13 protein-coding genes are annotated in these 15,595 nt (G+C 67.8%); 8 read left to right on the top strand and 5 right to left on the bottom strand.

The window, feature by feature from the left end; genetic code table 11:
- The coding region (locus AP428_RS18475) for an AAA-associated domain-containing protein (protein WP_054928341.1) at positions 1-237 on the top strand (237 nt) is incomplete at its 5' end.
- A 27-nt stretch (positions 238-264) separates the two neighbouring features.
- Here AP428_RS18475 and AP428_RS18480 read toward each other — a convergent pair.
- On the bottom strand, positions 265-1,143 hold the full coding sequence (locus tag AP428_RS18480; RefSeq protein ID WP_011547384.1) for a MurR/RpiR family transcriptional regulator: 879 nt from the start codon (positions 1,141-1,143) through the stop codon (positions 265-267).
- Positions 1,144-1,515: 372 nt separating this feature from the next.
- Between AP428_RS18480 and ggt the strand changes: the two genes are divergently transcribed.
- Together ggt and AP428_RS18490 are read left to right on the top strand one after the other, a co-directional pair.
- Positions 1,516-3,267 carry a gamma-glutamyltransferase gene (gene ggt / locus AP428_RS18485; protein ID WP_011547385.1) on the top strand — a complete coding sequence of 584 codons (1,752 nt, stop codon included), beginning with the start codon at positions 1,516-1,518 and terminating at the stop codon, positions 3,265-3,267.
- 154 nt (positions 3,268-3,421) lie between these two features.
- Positions 3,422-4,750, top strand: a complete 1,329-nt coding sequence (locus tag AP428_RS18490; RefSeq protein WP_011547386.1) for a dicarboxylate/amino acid:cation symporter — start codon at positions 3,422-3,424, stop codon at positions 4,748-4,750.
- A 3-nt stretch (positions 4,751-4,753) separates the two neighbouring features.
- Here AP428_RS18490 and AP428_RS18495 read toward each other — a convergent pair whose 3' ends face one another.
- The gene (locus AP428_RS18495; protein WP_011547387.1) at positions 4,754-5,143 is read right to left on the bottom strand and encodes a DUF3331 domain-containing protein; all 390 of its coding nucleotides are present in this window, start codon (positions 5,141-5,143) and stop codon (positions 4,754-4,756) included.
- A 44-nt stretch (positions 5,144-5,187) separates the two neighbouring features.
- On the bottom strand, positions 5,188-6,480 hold the full coding sequence (locus tag AP428_RS18500) for an NAD(P)/FAD-dependent oxidoreductase (protein WP_011547388.1): 1,293 nt from the start codon (positions 6,478-6,480) through the stop codon (positions 5,188-5,190).
- 146 nt (positions 6,481-6,626) lie between these two features.
- Between AP428_RS18500 and AP428_RS18505 the strand changes: the two genes are divergently transcribed.
- Positions 6,627-7,286 carry a TetR/AcrR family transcriptional regulator gene (locus AP428_RS18505; RefSeq protein ID WP_011547389.1) on the top strand — a complete coding sequence of 220 codons (660 nt, stop codon included), beginning with the start codon at positions 6,627-6,629 and terminating at the stop codon, positions 7,284-7,286.
- Between the two features lie 24 nt (positions 7,287-7,310).
- Here the strand turns inward: AP428_RS18505 and AP428_RS18510 are convergent, their stop codons facing one another.
- The gene (locus AP428_RS18510) at positions 7,311-8,222 is read right to left on the bottom strand and encodes a LysR family transcriptional regulator (protein WP_011547390.1); all 912 of its coding nucleotides are present in this window, start codon (positions 8,220-8,222) and stop codon (positions 7,311-7,313) included.
- Positions 8,223-8,330: 108 nt separating this feature from the next.
- Between AP428_RS18510 and AP428_RS18515 the strand changes: the two genes are divergently transcribed.
- Positions 8,331-9,092, top strand: a complete 762-nt coding sequence (locus AP428_RS18515) for an SDR family NAD(P)-dependent oxidoreductase (protein ID WP_011547391.1) — start codon at positions 8,331-8,333, stop codon at positions 9,090-9,092.
- A 24-nt stretch (positions 9,093-9,116) separates the two neighbouring features.
- Here AP428_RS18515 and soxR read toward each other — a convergent pair whose 3' ends face one another.
- On the bottom strand, positions 9,117-9,596 hold the full coding sequence (gene soxR, locus AP428_RS18520; RefSeq protein WP_011547392.1) for a redox-sensitive transcriptional activator SoxR: 480 nt from the start codon (positions 9,594-9,596) through the stop codon (positions 9,117-9,119).
- 79 nt (positions 9,597-9,675) lie between these two features.
- Here soxR and AP428_RS18525 point away from each other — a divergent pair, with 79 nt between their 5' ends.
- Genes AP428_RS18525 through AP428_RS18535 form a run of 3 tightly spaced genes read left to right on the top strand, consistent with a single transcriptional unit; the run spans position 9,676 to position 15,573 of the window.
- Complete coding sequence (locus tag AP428_RS18525; RefSeq protein WP_054928342.1) at positions 9,676-10,878, top strand: efflux RND transporter periplasmic adaptor subunit; 1,203 nt, start codon at positions 9,676-9,678, stop codon at positions 10,876-10,878.
- A 13-nt stretch (positions 10,879-10,891) separates the two neighbouring features.
- Positions 10,892-14,065, top strand: a complete 3,174-nt coding sequence (locus tag AP428_RS18530; protein ID WP_011694779.1) for an efflux RND transporter permease subunit — start codon at positions 10,892-10,894, stop codon at positions 14,063-14,065.
- Complete coding sequence (locus tag AP428_RS18535; protein WP_011547394.1) at positions 14,062-15,573, top strand: efflux transporter outer membrane subunit; 1,512 nt, start codon at positions 14,062-14,064, stop codon at positions 15,571-15,573. Before AP428_RS18530 ends, AP428_RS18535 begins: the two co-directional genes overlap by 4 nt.
- Positions 15,574-15,595 lie beyond the last annotated feature (22 nt).

The following is a 15,595-nucleotide window of genomic DNA, read 5'->3' on the forward strand; positions in this document are numbered from 1 at the left end:
TTTGCCGATCACCTGTTGAAGCACGTGCCGCTTGCCGCGCGGATCAGGAAGGTGCTGAACGAGCGTCCGGGCCATCGCGCGCCGCGCGTGCGCTTCGAGCAGGAGCTGGAGGATTTTCTGTCCGACGAGGCGGCGGAGGAAACGCTCGATGCGGTGATCGACTGGGGGCGGTACGGGGAGGTCTTTTCGTACAACGACAAGACGGAAGTGTTCAGTCTGGAGGATGTCGAGAGCTGATGCCTGCCGGTGGATGGCGACACGCCATCACTCCGGCAAATCCCGCCGACTCACGTCCCACTCGATCCCGCCCGCATTGAGCTGCTCGATCTTCTCCATCCGCTGCCGCGCCAGTTCCGGCAGCCGGTTCGTCACGCCGATCACCAGCGCTTCGGCGAGCGCCAGCGCGGGCACGTTGGTCTGCAGCATCGCGAAAGGGCGGCCCTGGATGCGCAGCACGATCTCCGCGAACTCGCCGATCGGCGAGCGCCATTCGTCGGTGATCAGCAGGATGCGCGCGCCGAGCTGGTGCGCGGCCTGCGCGAAGCGGATGCTGTCCTTCTGGTAACGGCGAAAATCGAAGATCACGAGCACGTCGGTGCGTCCCATGTCGGCCAGCGCGACGGACGCGAGATTCACGTTCGGCTCGACGTACTGCACGTGCGGCCGCGTATAGGCGAGCATGAACGAGAACAGCGACGCGAGCGGCGCCGTATAGCGCCCGCCGCCGCAGAAGACGCGCACGTCCGGATCGGCCAGCACCGCCACGGCTGCGTCGAACGCGGCCGCGTCGAGCCCGTCGATCGTCGTCGCGAGCGATTCGGACAGCCGCTGGAAAATCGCCGCGTGACTATCGCGCATGCCCGTTTCCGAGTGGAACGCATCCATCCGCGCGAGCGGCGAATTCATCGCGGTGTCGATCTCGTCGTGCAGCGCCTGCTGGAACGACGAGTAGTTCGGAAAACCGATCCGGACGACGAAGCGGAACACGGTCGGATCGCTGACTTCCGCCTGCTTCGCAACCTGCGCGATGGGGCCCAGCCCCAGACTGGGATAGCGATCCAGCAACGCCTGCGCGACCTTCTGTTCCGACGGCGTGAAGCTATCCATCTGGGATAACAGCAACGCCCTGATGCTCGTCCCCATCGGCACTCCGGCTCTCTATCTGAATTGAATGACCCAATGAAACGGCAGACGGGCGTCTGCCGGCAACTGCACGCATGTTAGCCGATCGACGTGCGGCAGGCTGCGTGCGGTTCCAAATTAGAGGGACGCATCACCCGGTCAGACGACATGTTCATGTGTGTAATAAATCAAACATACGCCATCCGATCCGTCCCGGACGATTCGCTTTAAATTCAGTGGTTACCCTAGGTTTTGGTACAAAAAAGCGAATGATATGATCGCGGCCTCGCTGAAATGTATTGTTTATTACATGTCGAATCGGCAGCGTCGACAACCAGTCGCGCGTCGACGCATCCCGGCATGGCCCGGTTTATTCGTCTGGAGGATTCCGTCATGAGGCGGCTCGTAGTACTCACCCTGTTGTCGGCGATGAGCGTGTGCGCGTTCGCCGCGTCGGACCCGGCGGTCGAAGCGAAGAACGGCATGGTGGTGTCGTCGCAGCATTTCGCGTCGCAGATCGGCGTCGACATCCTGAAGGCAGGCGGCAATGCGGTGGACGCGGCAGTGGCCGTCGGCTATGCGCAAGCCGTGACCAATTCGTGCTGCGGCAACATCGGCGGCGGCGGTTTCATGACGATCCACCTGGCCGACGGTCGCGACCGCTTCATCAATTTCCGCGAGACCGCGCCGGCCGCGTCGTCCGCGAACATGTATCTCGATGCGGCGGGCAACGTGATTCCGGACCAGAGCCTGTACGGCTATCGCGCGGTCGGCGTGCCGGGCACGGTGGCCGGCCTCGATCTCGCGCAGCGCAAGTACGGGAAGCTGACGCGCCAGCAGGTGATGGCGCCGGCGATCCGGCTCGCACGCGACGGCTTCGTGCTGACGCGCGGCGATACCGACATCCTCGACACGACGGTCGAGCGCTTCAGGAAGGACCCGGAAGCCGCGCGCATCTTCCTGCGCCCGGACGGCACGGCGCTGCAGCCGGGCGACCGCCTGGTGCAGAAGGATCTGGCCCGCACGCTCGAGCGCATCGCGGAGCAGGGGCCCGACGCGTTCTATCACGGCGAGATCCCGAAGATCGTGGAAGCGGCGGCCAAGCGCGGCGGCGGCGTGATCACGGCGGCCGATTTCGCGTCCTATCGCGCGCAGGACATGGCGCCGCTGACGTGCACGTACCGCGGCTACGAGTTCGTGTCGGCGCCGCCGCCGAGCTCGGGCGGCGTGACGATGTGCGAGACGCTGAACATCCTCGAAGGGTATGACCTGCGCAAGCTCGGCTATCACTCGGCCGCGGCGGTCCACTACATGACCGAAGCGATGCGCCATGCGTACGAAGACCGCAACACGCTGCTCGGCGATCCGGACTTCATCGACAACCCGGTCGCGAAGCTGACGAGCAAGGAATACGCGGCGCAGATCCGCAAGAGCATCCATGCCGACACGGCGACGCCGTCGATCGACGTGCAGCCCGGTGTCGGCGTGCACGAGAAGCCGGAAACGACGCATTACTCGATCGTCGACCACGACGGCAATGCGGTGTCGACGACCTATACGGTCAACGGCCGCTTCGGTGCGGTGGTCATCGCGCCGGGCACGGGCTTCTTCCTGAATGACGAGATGGACGACTTCACCGTGAAGGTCGGCGCGCAGAACCTGTTCGGCCTCGTGCAGGGCACGCGCAACTCGATCGCGCCGGGCAAGCGTCCGCTCTCGTCGATGGCGCCGACCATCGTGAAGAAGGACGGCAAGGTGTTCATGGTGGTTGGCTCGCCGGGCGGCTCGCGCATCATCACGATCACGCTGCAGACCGTGCTGAACGTGATCGACTACGGGATGACGCCGCAGGACGCGGTGGCCGCGCCGCGCATCCATCATCAGTGGCTGCCCGACGCGGTCTATTACGAAACCTACGGCCTGTCGCCCGACACGCTCGCGATCCTGCGCAACATGGGCTACAAGATGGTCGAGCAGACGCCGTGGGGCGCCGCCGAGCTGATCATGGTCGGCCTGCCGGGCACCGAAGCGGCGAGCCGCCAGAGTTCCGGGAACGATTCGTCGGTGTCCGGCAACGTGCGTGTCGGCTTCATCTACGGCTACAACGACCCGCGCCGCCCGGCCGGCTCGGCGATCGGCTACTGACGCGATCGTTTCAAGTCGAATCGCTGCCGCCGGCGTTCGCGTTGCCGCGAATGCCGGTGCGGCGGCAAGCGCGTCCGTCAGCGGGCATCCGCCAGCCTGAGCGGCACGCGCGCCTTCCTTCCGTCAACTCCATCGCCACCCGGCGAATTCCGTCATGAACAAACGAATGTCCGCGGCAGGCTGGATCCTGCTCGCGATGGCAGCCGGCATCCTGGTCGGCTACCTGATCTACACGCAGCTTCCCGACAAGCAGGCGGCCACGGAAGTCGCCGGCTACATCTCGCTCGTGTCCGACGTGTTCCTGCGGCTGATCAAGATGGTGATCGGCCCGCTCGTGTTTTCGACGCTGGTCGTCGGCATTGCGCACATGGGCGATGCGTCGTCGGTCGGGCGCGTGTTCGTGAAGGCACTCGGCTGGTTCGTCACTGCGTCGCTGATCTCGCTGTTGCTCGGCCTGCTGATGGCGAACCTGCTGCGGCCCGGCGAGAACCTCGGCCTGCCGCTGCCGGACATCGGTGCGTCCGCGCATCTCGCGACGTCCAAGTTCACGCTGAAGGATTTCGTCGGTCACATGGTGCCGAAGTCGATCGCCGAGGCGATGGCGAACAACGAAATCCTGCAGATCGTCGTGTTCTCGATGTTCTTCGGCGTGGCGCTTGCCGCCCTCGGCGAGCGCGGCAAGATCCTCGTCGCGGCGATCGACCAGCTCGCGCACGTGATGCTGAAGATCACCGGCTACGTGATGAAGCTCGCGCCGCTCGCGGTGATGGCCGCGATGGCGTCGACCGTGGCGGTCAACGGGTTGTCGATCCTGCTGAAGTTCGCGGTGTTCATGGGCGATTTCTACGCGAGCCTCGTGCTGCTGTGGGCCACGCTGGTCGCGGCCGGGCTGTTGTTCCTCGGCCGCCGCGTGTTCAGGCTGCTCGCGCTGATCAAGGAAGCGTTCATGCTGTCGTTCGCAACCGCGAGCTCGGAAGCCGCGTATCCGAAGATCCTCGACGCGCTCGACCGCTTCGGCGTACGGCGCAAGATCTCGAGCTTCGTGATGCCGATGGGCTATTCGTTCAACCTCGACGGCTCGATGATGTACTGCACGTTCGCGACGCTGTTCATCGCACAAGCCTACGACATCCACCTGTCGCTCGGCACGCAAATCACGATGCTGCTGATCCTGATGCTGACGTCGAAGGGGATGGCGGGTGTGCCGCGCGCCTCGCTCGTCGTGATCGCGGCCACGCTGCACCAGTTCAACATCCCTGAAGCCGGGCTGCTGCTGATTCTCGGTGTCGACACGTTCCTCGACATGGGTCGCTCGGCCACGAACGCGGTGGGCAACTCGATCGCCAGCGCGGTGGTCGCGAAGTGGGAAGGCGAGCTGATGTCGGAGTCCGAAGCGAGCGCGCATGCCGCGCATCTCGATGCGGAACTCGAACGGCAGAACAACGCGCCGGCCTATGGCGCCGGTCAGCCCACGTCGACCTGACGGTCAGGCCGCGAGCGCTTCGTCGATGCACGCCGCGAGCACCATCGCGGCGGCGTTGCCGGGCGTCGAGCCGAGCAGTTGCGGTGCATAGACGCTGTCGCCGATCTCGATCGGTCGCCCCGACAGCGCGCACACGCCGCGCTTGCGCGTCGTGAACAGGCGCCACTTCTGGTAGCCGTAGTGCCCGGTGCAGGCGTCGCACCACGAAATCATCGCGGTGTCGGCCGTGGGCCGTTCGAGCACGCTGATGGTCGGCTTGCTCGTCGCGTCCCACGACGGCAGCCGGTCGCGCGTGACGCTGCGCCGTCGCGGCCCGCCCCACGAAACGGACGGCATGTCGAAGCTGCCGATTGCGGCGACGGTCATGAGCCAGGGCGCTACACGATTGTTCATGTCTCTGTTCCTCGAAACGTTACGCGGTGCCGCGACGCGCGGCATCACGACAGGCGGATGCGCGGCTGCACCCAGCCGTTGATCCGTTCGGCGATCCACAGCAAGGTCGCCTTGGAGAAACCGTGCAGCGCCTGCTGGTGCCGCCGGTAGAGCATCAGGTGGCTGAACTGCGCGAAGCGCCCCTGGATGAAGCCGCCGCGGAAGAAACCGAATTGCCCGAGCGTGCCGAACGCGTCGTAATCGCTGATCGACACCAGCGCGCCGAAATCGTGGAACGCGAACGGCGGAATCGGCGTGCCGTCGAGCCAGGCGGGCAGATGCTTCGCGAGATGCTCGGCCTGCTGCGTCGCGACCTGCGCGGTGGGCGGCAGCGGCCGCTCCTGGCCGTCGGGCAGCAGGCTGCCGCAATCGCCGATCGCGAACACGTGCTCGTCGCCGGTCGCCTGCAGCGTGGGGCCGACCACGATCTGGTTCGCGCGGTTCGTATCGAGCCCGCCCAGCGCCTGCATGAAATCGGGCGCCTTCACGCCGGCCGCCCACACCATCAGGTCGGCTTCGGCGAACGAACCGTCGCCGTAATGGAAACCGTTCGCGTCGGCTGACGTGACGCGCGTCGACGTCAGCACGCGAAAGCCGATCTGTTCGAGCCGCCGCTGGGCCGATGCGGAAATCCTCGGCGGAAACGCGTTGAGGATGCGCGGGCCGCTTTCGAGCAACGTGAGTTGCAATCGCTCGCGCACCGTGTCGTCGCCGTACGCCTGCGCCACTTCGAGCAAGCGGCTCAGCTCCGCCGCGAGTTCCACGCCCGTAGCCCCCGCGCCGACGATCGCCACGCGAAACGGCTCGTCGCGCGCGATGCTGCGGAACACCCGCATCCGCAACGCTTCGTTGAAGGTCTCCGCCTGCTGCTGGCTGTCGATGAAGTAGCAGTGCTCGCGCACGCCGGGCACGCCGAAATCGTTGGCCTGGCTGCCGAGCGCGAGGATCAGCACGTCGTATTCGAGTTCGCGTGCGTCGATCACCACGTCGCCGTCCTGCGAGCGGATCTCGCCGAGCTGCACGCGGCGGCGCGTGCGATCGAGCCCCTTCAGTTCGCCGGGCTGGTATGTGTAGCCGTGGTCGCGGGCATGGGCGAGGAAGATCACCTGTTGCTGCTGGACGTCGCGCGTGCCGGCCGCGATCGTGTGCAGCATCGGCTTCCAGATGTGCGTCGGACTGCGATCGACGACCGTGATCTGCGCGCGTCCGGACCGGCCGAGACGCTCGCCCAGGCGGGTCGCGAGCTGCAGCCCGGCGATCCCGCCGCCGACGATGACGATGCGTGTAGGGGTTGTCATGGATAAATCATCAAGTGATGAATAAGGTATGATCCTAGCGCTTCCCGGCTCCGCGTGTCAACGGAGCGGGGCAGGCCGCCCGCTTCCGGTACGTGAAACCGGGGACCGAACACGGGCATTCGAATCGTTCAAGGAGCAGGAAAAACGTGGCAGAAGTCACTGAGCGCGCGCCGTCGAAGCGGCGTACGCGCGGACGGCCGCTGGCGGATGCGTCCGTCGGCCCGGACGTGATATTGCGGGCCGCGCGCCGCACGTTCGCGAAGCGCGGCTATGACGCGACGAGCGTGCGCGAAGTCGCACGCGAGCTGGGCATCGACGCGGCGCTGATCGCCCATCACTTCGGTACCAAGGAAACGTTGTGGCTGGCGGTCGTCGAGCAGATCGTCGAGCTGGCCGAACCGATGTTCGACGCGCTGCGTGCGTTGCGCGCGTCGTCGCTGCCGCATCGCGACCGCGTGCGGCGCGCGCTCGAGCTGTGCGTCGATCACGAATTCGCGGAGCCCGATATCGGCATGTTCTTCTCGACTGCGGCGACCGAGGAGGGTGGGCGGCTCGACCGGCTGCAGGAGCGGATCGTGCGTCCGTATCACGACGCGATGTTTCCGCTGCTGGCGGACGCGGTCGAGGCCGGCGCGATCCGTCCGGTCGATCCGAACGTGCTGTTCTTCATGATCGCGAGCGCGATCGGCACGACGGTGTCGTACAGCCACATGATGCTGGAGTACACGTCGCTGCCGACGCGGCCGGAGGCGTTCCGCGAGGCCGTGCTCGGCGTCGTGTTCAACTTCCTCGGCGACCGGGCCTGAGCGCCGCGCGCGCGATGCGCGCGGTCAGGTCGCGGCAACCAGCCCCAGTTCGCGCACCGCGTTCCGCGCGCTCTCGCGCAGCGCATCGACGAGCGGCGATGGCGTGCGGTACGCCAGCGCCAGTTCGTACGCGAGCGGGCTGCCCGCATCCTTCAGTTCGCAGAACGTAATGCCTTGCGGATGCATCGGCACGAACAGGCGCGGCATCAGCGCGACGCCGATGCCGCCCGCGACGAGCCCGGCCGTCGTCTGCATCTGGCGCGGCTGCTGGACCACCCGCGGCGCGAAGCCCGCCTGCGCGCACGCCGTCACGATCAGCGCATGCATGCCCGGCCCGTGGTGCGCGGCAAACATGACCCACGGTTCGTCCGCCAGCTCGGCCAGCGCGATGCGGCGGCGGTGCGCGAGCCGGTGGCCGTCGGGCAGCGCGGCCACCATCCGGTCGCGCAGCAGCGGCTCGACATGCACGTCGCCGGCATCGGCCACCGGCAGCACGACGAGGCCGGCGTCGGTGCGGTCCTGCCGCAGCGCGAGCACCTGGTCGGCGGTCGTGCCTTCCTCGAGCTGGAAATCGACGTTGGGATGCCGCTCCTGAAACGCGCGGAGGATCAACGGCAACAGCGCGTTCACGGTGCTGTCGACGAAGCGCAGCCGCAGCGTGCCGCCGAGGCCGGCGCCCGCGCGGCGCGCCACGGCCACCGCGCGCTCGGCCTGTTCGAGCGCGCGCCGTGCTTCGAGCAGGAAGGCCTCGCCGGCCGGCGTGAGCCGCGAGCCGCGGTTGTCGCGTTCGAGCAAGGCGACGCCCAATTCATCCTCGAGCTTGCGGATCGCCGTGCTGAGCGGCGGCTGGGCCATGTGCAGTCGCTCGGCCGCGCGCCGGAAGCTGAGCGTTTCGGCGACCGCGATGAATTGCCGGAACTGGCGCAGATCGATCATGCGATACCGTCCATGTATCAGTAGATCATCGAATTCGTATTTTACCTATCACGCCGGGCTGCCCAGAATGTCCCTGTCGTCAATCGTCGATACTCAGGAGGACAGATCATGACGGGCAATGAACAGCAGCGAACGGCCATCGTCACGGGCGGGTCGAGCGGAATCGGCTTCGCAATCGCGAGCCGGCTGGTGCAGGACGGGTATCGCGTCGCGATCGTCGGGCGCGATGCGGCGCGGCTGGAGGCGGCCGTCGCGCGGCTCGGCGGTGCGGCGATCGGGCAGGTGGGCGATCTGAGCGTGCGGCATGACGCGGAAGCGGTGGTCGCCGCGATCGTTGCAAGGTGGCCGCGTATCGACGTCCTCGTCAACAACGCGGGATTGACCGGTCGCGTCGGCGCGGATACGAAGGCGGGCGAAGCGGAGGCCGTGTGGGACGCGGTGCTCCATGCGAACCTGAAAAGCCTGTTCCTGACGACGATGGCCGTGCTGCCGCACGTGGCCGATCGCGCCGCGCGGATCGTCAACATCGGTTCGATCGCGGCGCGCGCCGGCAGCCTGTTGCCGGGCGGCCTCGCGTATGCGGCCGCGAAGGCCGGCGTCGAAGGCTTCACCGTCGCGCTGGCACGCGAACTCGGGCCGCGCGGCGCGACGGTCAATACGGTCGCGCCCGGCTATATCGCCGGCACGCGTTTCTTTGGCGACAGCGGGGTCGCGCCGGCCGTCGCGGCAATGATCCGCGTGCAGACGCCGGTTGGCCGCGCCGGACAACCGGACGACGTCGCGGACGCGGTCGCGTGGCTCGCCGGGCCGCGCGCGTCGTTCGTCACCGGCGCGACGATCGCGGTGAACGGCGGCTGGCGCGTCGGGTGACGCAGCGCGCGTACGGCCGGCGCGTCACTCGGCATCGGTCGGCGGCTTGTCGCCGAGCCAGCGCCGCGCGCCGGGCCCGTTGCGGCCGGCGCGGTCTTCCGGGTTGGTCAGCTTGCACCGTTTCAGCGACAGGCAGCCGCAACCGATGCATTCGTCGAGGTTGATGTAGAGCCGCTGCAGCTCCTCGATCCGGCTCGCGACGCGCTGCTTCCAGCCGCGCGACAGCCGCTGCCAGTCCTTGTTGCTGGGCGCGGCGTCCTCGGGCAGGCTGACGAGCTGTTCGGCGATTTCGTCGAGCGAATAGCCGATCTTCTGCGCGAACACGATGAATGCGATCAGCCGCAGCACCGCACGCGAATAGTGGCGATGGCTCGAGCCGTTGCGGTGCGACTTGATCAACCCGCGCATCTCGTAGAAACGCAGCGTCGACGCCGGCACGCCGCTGCGCGCGGCCACTTCGCGGATCGACATCAGCGGCCATTGCGGGGTTTCCTGGATACCCATGACGCCCTCCGGGAAAGCTTGACTTGAAGTTAACTTCAACTTTTATGCTACGCGGCAGTTTAACCCGTCGCGAGGCATCATGCTCTCCCTTTCCCTACGCAGAACCTCGCCATTGGGCGCGGCCTGCGCCCTGTTGCTGGCGTTGTCGGGCTGTCACGACGGCAAAGGCACATCGTCGGCCCAGCCGCTTCCCGAAGTGGGCGTCGCCACCGTCGCGCCGCGTACCATCCGCCTCGCGGACGAATTCAACGGGCGCGTCGAAGCGGTGGACGCCGTCGAACTGCGGCCGCGCGTGAGCGGCTACCTGCAGCGTGTCGCGTACAAGGAGGGCGACGTGGTCGCGCAGGGCGCGTTGCTGTTCGAGATCGATCCGCGCCCGTACCGGATCGCGCTCGACCGGGCGAATGCGCAGCAGCAGCGCGCCCGCGCGGCCGCGAGCCTCGCGAACGTGCAGTTGAAGCGCGTGCAGACGCTGATCGACGCGCATGCGACGTCGCAGGAAGAACTCGACAACGCGCGCGCCACCGCGGAGCAGGCGCGTGCCGATCTGCAGGCGGCCGATGCGGCCGTGGCCGACGCGAAGCTCAATCTCGGCTTCACCGAAGTGCGCGCGCCGATCGCGGGCCGGGTCGGCCGTGCGGTCGCGACCGTCGGCAACCTCGCGCGGGCGGACGACACGCTGCTGACGACCGTCGTGTCGCAGGACCCCGTCTACGTGTATTTCGATTGCGACGAGCAAAGCTACCTGCGCTACAACGCGCGGCGCGCCGATCCGACGCATCGCGCGATCGGCGCCGATCCGGTGCGCGTCGGCCTCGCGAACGAGACGGGCTTCCCGCATGCGGGCACCGTCGATTTCCTCGACAACCGGCTCGATCCGCAAACCGGCACGATCCGCGCCCGCGTGCGGCTGCCGAATGCGGACCATACGTTCACGCCGGGCCTCTATGCGCGCGTGCAGCTCGTCAGCGGCCGCGACCAGGACGCTTTGCTGGTCGACGACAAGGCGGTGCTGACCGACCAGGACCGCAAGTACGTATACGTGATCGGCCCGGGCGACAAGGCGCTGCGCCGCGACGTGACGATCGGCCGCGAACTCGACGGCGAGCGGATCGTCGAGAAGGGGTTGCAGTCGGGCGACCGCGTGGTGGTGGACGGCGTGCAGCGCATCTACTATCCGGGCGCGCAGGTGAAGCCGAAGGCGCTGCCCGCACGCGCCGCGGCGGACCCCGGCGCCGGCACGCAGGCCGTGGCCGATGCCGGCGCGCCTGCCGCGCACTGACGGGAGCGAGACGATGGATTTCTCCCGCTTCTTCATCGACCGGCCGATCTTCGCGGTCGTGCTGTCGATCGTCATCTTCGCGCTCGGCCTGATCTCGATTCCGATGCTGCCGGCCGGCGAATATCCGGAAGTCGTGCCGCCGAGCGTCGTCGTGCGCGCGACGTACCCGGGCGCGAATCCGAAGGAAATCGCCGAGTCGGTGGCCGAACCGCTGGAAGAGGCGATCAACGGCGTCGAAGGCATCATGTACATGAAGTCGGTTGCCGGGTCGGACGGCAGCCTGCAGGTCGTCGTCACGTTCCTGCAGGGCGTCGATCCCGATACGGCCGCCGTGCGCGTGCAGAACCGCGTGAGCCAGGCGCTGTCGCGCCTGCCCGACGAGGTGCGCCAGTACGGCGTGACCACGCAGAAGCAGTCGCCCACGCCGCTGATGTACGTGAGCCTCTATTCGCCGGACAACAGCCGCGATTCGCTGTACCTGCGCAACTACCTGACGCTGCACGTGAAGGACGAACTGTCGCGGCTCACCGGCATCGGCGACGTCGGCGTGTACGGCTCCGGCGACTACGCGATGCGGCTGTGGCTCGACCCGAACCGGCTCGCGTCGCGCGGGCTGACCGCGAGCGACGTGATCGCGGCCGTGCGCGAGCAGAACGTGCAGGTGTCGGCCGGCCAGCTCGGCGCGGAGCCGTCGCCGAAGAAAAACGACTTCCTCGTGTCGATCAACGTGCGCGGCCGTCTGCGCACGGTGCAGGAATTCAGCGACATCGTGCTGCGCAACGGCGACGACGGCCAGGTCGTGAAGCTGTCCGACGTCGCGCGCATCGAGCTCGGCGCGGGCGACTACACGCTGCGCTCGTATTTCAACGACAGGCATTCGGCCGTGGTCGGCATCTTCCTGTCGCCGGGCGCGAACGCGCTCGACGTCGCGAAGGCCGTGTATGCGAAGCTCGACGAATTGTCGAAGCGCTTCCCGCCCGGCGTCGCGTACCGCCCCGTGTGGGACCCGACGGTGTTCGTGCGCGAATCGATCCGCGCGGTGCAGCACACGCTGATCGAGGCCGTGGTGCTGGTCGTGCTCGTCGTGATCCTGTTCCTGCAGACGTGGCGCGCGTCGATCATTCCGCTCGTCGCGGTGCCGGTGTCGGTGGTCGGCACGTTCGCGTGGCTCTACCTGCTCGGCTATTCGATCAACACGCTGACGCTGTTCGGGCTCGTGCTCGCGATCGGGATCGTCGTCGATGATGCGATCGTCGTGGTCGAAAACGTCGAGCGCAACATCGCACAGGGGTTGAGCCCGCGCGATGCCGCCCACCAGGCGATGCGCGAGGTGTCCGGGCCGATCGTCGCGATCGCGCTGGTGCTGTGCGCGGTGTTCGTGCCGATGGCGTTCATGTCGGGCGTCACCGGCCAGTTCTACAAGCAGTTCGCGGTGACGATCGCGATCTCGACGGTGATCTCCGCGATCAATTCGCTGACGCTGTCGCCCGCGCTCGCCGCGAAGCTGCTGCGTCCGCACGGCGCGCCGAAGGATGCGTTGACGCGCGCGCTCGACCGCGCATTCGGCTGGCTGTTCCATCCGTTCAACCGCTTCTTCGAGCGCAGTTCCGATCGCTACCACGGCGTCGTCGGGCGCACGCTGAAGCGGCGCGGCGTGGTGTTCGCCGTCTATGCGGCGCTGCTCGCGGCGACCGCGCTGCTGTTCAACGCGGTACCGGGCGGCTTCATCCCGGTGCAGGACAAGCTGTACCTGTTCGCGGGCGCGAAGCTGCCGGAAGGCGCATCGCTCGCGCGCACCAGCGCGGTGACCGAGCAGATGACGAAGATCGCGCTCGGCACCGACGGCGTCGAAATGGTGCCGGCGTTCGCCGGGCTGAATGCGCTGCAGGGCGTGAACACGCCGAACATCACGAACTCGTACGTGATCCTGAAGCCGTTCGACCAGCGTCACCGCACTGCCGCGCAGATCAACGCGGACCTGAACGCGCGCTTCGCGGCGATCGATGGCGGCATCACCTATGCGCTGATGCCGCCGCCGATCCAGGGCCTCGGCAACGGCTCCGGCTACTCGCTGTACCTGGAGGATCGCGGCGGGCTCGGCTACGGCGAATTGCAGAAGGCGCTCACGGCGTTCCAGGCTGCGGTCGCGAAGACGCCGGGGATGAGCTATCCCGTCAGCTCGTACCAGGCGAACATCCCGCAGCTCGAGGTGAAGGTCGACCGGCTGAAGGCGAAGGCGCAGGGCGTCGCGCTGACCGATCTGTTCAACACGTTGCAGGTGTATCTCGGCTCGATGTACGTGAACGACTTCAACGTGTTCGGCCGCGTGTATCGCGTGATGGCGCAGGCGGATGCCGGCCACCGGCAGACGGCCGCCGACATCGCGAACCTGCGCACGCGCAACGCGAAGGGCGAGATGGTGCCGATCGGCTCGATGGTGACGGTCGGGCCCGCGTACGGCCCCGATCCGGTCGTGCGCTACAACGGCTATCCGGCCGCCGACCTGATCGGCGACGCCGATCCGAAGGCGATGTCGTCGTCGCAGGCGATCGCGAAGCTGCAGCAGATCGCGAAGGACGTGCTGCCGCCGGGCATCACGCTCGAATGGACCGATCTCAGCTATCAGCAGGTCACGCAGAGCAACGCGGCGATCGTCGTGTTTCCGCTCGCGGTGATGCTGGTGTTCCTGGTGCTCGCGTCGCTGTACGAGAGCTGGACGCTGCCGCTCGCGGTGATCCTGATCGTGCCCGTGTGCATGTGCGCGGCGCTGTTCGGCGTGTGGCTGTCCGGCGGCGACAACAACGTGTTCGTGCAGGTCGGTCTCGTCGTGCTGATGGGGCTCGCATGCAAGAACGCGATCCTGATCGTCGAATTCGCGCGGGAGCTCGAGATCCAGGGCAAGGGCGTGGTCGAAGCGGCGCTCGAAGCGTGCAAGCTGCGGCTGCGTCCGATCGTGATGACGTCGGTCGCGTTCATCGCGGGCTCGGTGCCGCTGCTGATCGGCAGCGGCGCGGGCAGCGAGGTGCGGGCGGCCACCGGCGTCACCGTGTTCGCGGGGATGCTGGGCGTCACGCTGTTCGGGCTGTTCCTGACGCCCGTGTTCTATGTGGCGATCCGCAAGCTTGCGGGCGGCACGCCGGCCGTCTGGAGCGAACAGCACGGCACCCTCGAAGGAGAAAACCGATGAGCGCCGCTTTCCGTCTTTCCGCGCTCGCGATGTCGGTGACGCTCGCCGCATGCGCGGTGGGCCCCGATTTCAAACGGCCCGATACCGCCACGGCCGCCCGGTTCGCGCGCGATGTTCGTCCGGCCACGCAGCGTGACGCGGCGCCGGCCGATACACGAACCGACACGTCGCCCGACGCCGATGCCGCCTTCTGGCGCGGGTTCGGCGATCCGACGCTGACACGGTTGATCGATGCGGCGCTCGCCGCGAACCAGGACTTGCAGGTCGCCGTATCGCGCTACGACGCGTCGAATGCGCTGCTGTCGCAGGCCACGTTCGACCGCTATCCGACGATCACCGCGAGCGGCCAGATCGGCCATCAGCTGATGAGCAAGGACCAGGCGTTCGGCGCGCCGCGCAGCCAGCGCGATACGCCGACGTCCAATGTCGGGATCAATGCCGCGTGGGAGCTCGACCTGTTTGGCCGCGTGCGCCGCTCGATCGAGTCGCAGCGTGCGGAAACGGCGGCCAGCGCGGCCGACGTGCGTGCGGTGCGCGTCGCGATCGCGGGGGAGGTCGCCAGCACGTACGTCGATCTGCGCGGCTCGCAGGAGCGGTTGCGGATCGCCCGCGAGAACGCCGACAACCAGAAGCAGACGCTCGCGCTGATCAATGCGCGCGTCGGCGCGGGGCGAGGCTCCGAACTGGATGCGGCGCGAGCGCGAGCGCAGTACGAATCGACGACGTCGCGGATCGCCGTGTACGAAGCCGCGATCGGCGTCGACGAGCATCGGCTCGCGGTGCTGACCGGACAGACGCCGGATGCGCTGATCGGCCGGTTCGACTTACCGAAGACGGGCACGCCGACAGGCACGCCGGTGCCGCTGCCGGCGCTCGCGGCCGACATCGATCCCGGCACGCCGGGCGACCTGCTGCGCCGCCGCCCCGATGTCGCGGCCGCCGAGGCGCGGCTGCACGCGGCGACCGCGCGCGTCGGCGTCGCGACCGCCGACCTGTTCCCGCGCTTCACGCTGTCGGGGCTGCTCGGTAGCGCGACGAGCAGCTACGGGTTTTTCCGCGCCGGCAGTGATACCAACCTGATCGCGCTCGGCATCGACTGGTCGTTCCTCGATGTCGGCCGCGTGCGTGCGCGGATCGCCGCGAGCGACGCGGAAGCGGCCGGCCAGCTTGCACAGTATCGGCAGACCGTGCTCGGCGCGCTGGAGGAAACCGAGAACGCGTTGCTGCGTGTCGCCCGCACGCGTGACGAGACCGCGCACCTCGTGCGTGCGGCCGACGACAGCGCACGCGCGGCGCAGCTCGCGCAGGCGCGTTTCTCGGCCGGCGCGATCGACTACTACGAAGTGCTCGACGCGCAGCGGACGCTGCTGCAGGCACAGGATGCGGCGGCCGACGGGCGGATGCGCAGCGCCGCATCGACGGTCGCGCTGTACAAGGCGCTCGCGGGCGGCTGGCCGTCGGGCACGGAGCGGGGCACGCCAGGTCCGCTCGCTCGGTCGGGGCAGTAGCGTGAGTGGCGCGGCGCGACGA

It is taken from the genome of Burkholderia sp. E168m22 (genome assembly GCF_001319805.1).
GTDB lineage: Bacteria > Pseudomonadota > Gammaproteobacteria > Burkholderiales > Burkholderiaceae > Burkholderia > Burkholderia orbicola.

Bases quoted from the DNA above. Each gene is read 5' to 3' on its own strand.
- AP428_RS18535 (WP_011547394.1), top strand. From the start codon at position 14,062: ATGAGCGCCGCTTTCCGTCTTTCCGCGCTCGCGATGTCGGTGACGCTC.
- AP428_RS18530 (WP_011694779.1), top strand. From the start codon at position 10,892: ATGGATTTCTCCCGCTTCTTCATCGACCGGCCGATCTTCGCGGTCGTG.
- ggt (WP_011547385.1), top strand. From the start codon at position 1,516: ATGAGGCGGCTCGTAGTACTCACCCTGTTGTCGGCGATGAGCGTGTGC.
- AP428_RS18515 (WP_011547391.1), top strand. From the start codon at position 8,331: ATGACGGGCAATGAACAGCAGCGAACGGCCATCGTCACGGGCGGGTCG.
- AP428_RS18480 (WP_011547384.1), bottom strand. From the start codon at position 1,143: ATGGGGACGAGCATCAGGGCGTTGCTGTTATCCCAGATGGATAGCTTC.
- soxR (WP_011547392.1), bottom strand. From the start codon at position 9,596: ATGGGTATCCAGGAAACCCCGCAATGGCCGCTGATGTCGATCCGCGAA.
- AP428_RS18495 (WP_011547387.1), bottom strand. From the start codon at position 5,143: ATGAACAATCGTGTAGCGCCCTGGCTCATGACCGTCGCCGCAATCGGC.
- AP428_RS18490 (WP_011547386.1), top strand. From the start codon at position 3,422: ATGAACAAACGAATGTCCGCGGCAGGCTGGATCCTGCTCGCGATGGCA.
- AP428_RS18500 (WP_011547388.1), bottom strand. From the start codon at position 6,480: ATGACAACCCCTACACGCATCGTCATCGTCGGCGGCGGGATCGCCGGG.
- AP428_RS18525 (WP_054928342.1), top strand. From the start codon at position 9,676: ATGCTCTCCCTTTCCCTACGCAGAACCTCGCCATTGGGCGCGGCCTGC.
- AP428_RS18510 (WP_011547390.1), bottom strand. From the start codon at position 8,222: ATGATCGATCTGCGCCAGTTCCGGCAATTCATCGCGGTCGCCGAAACG.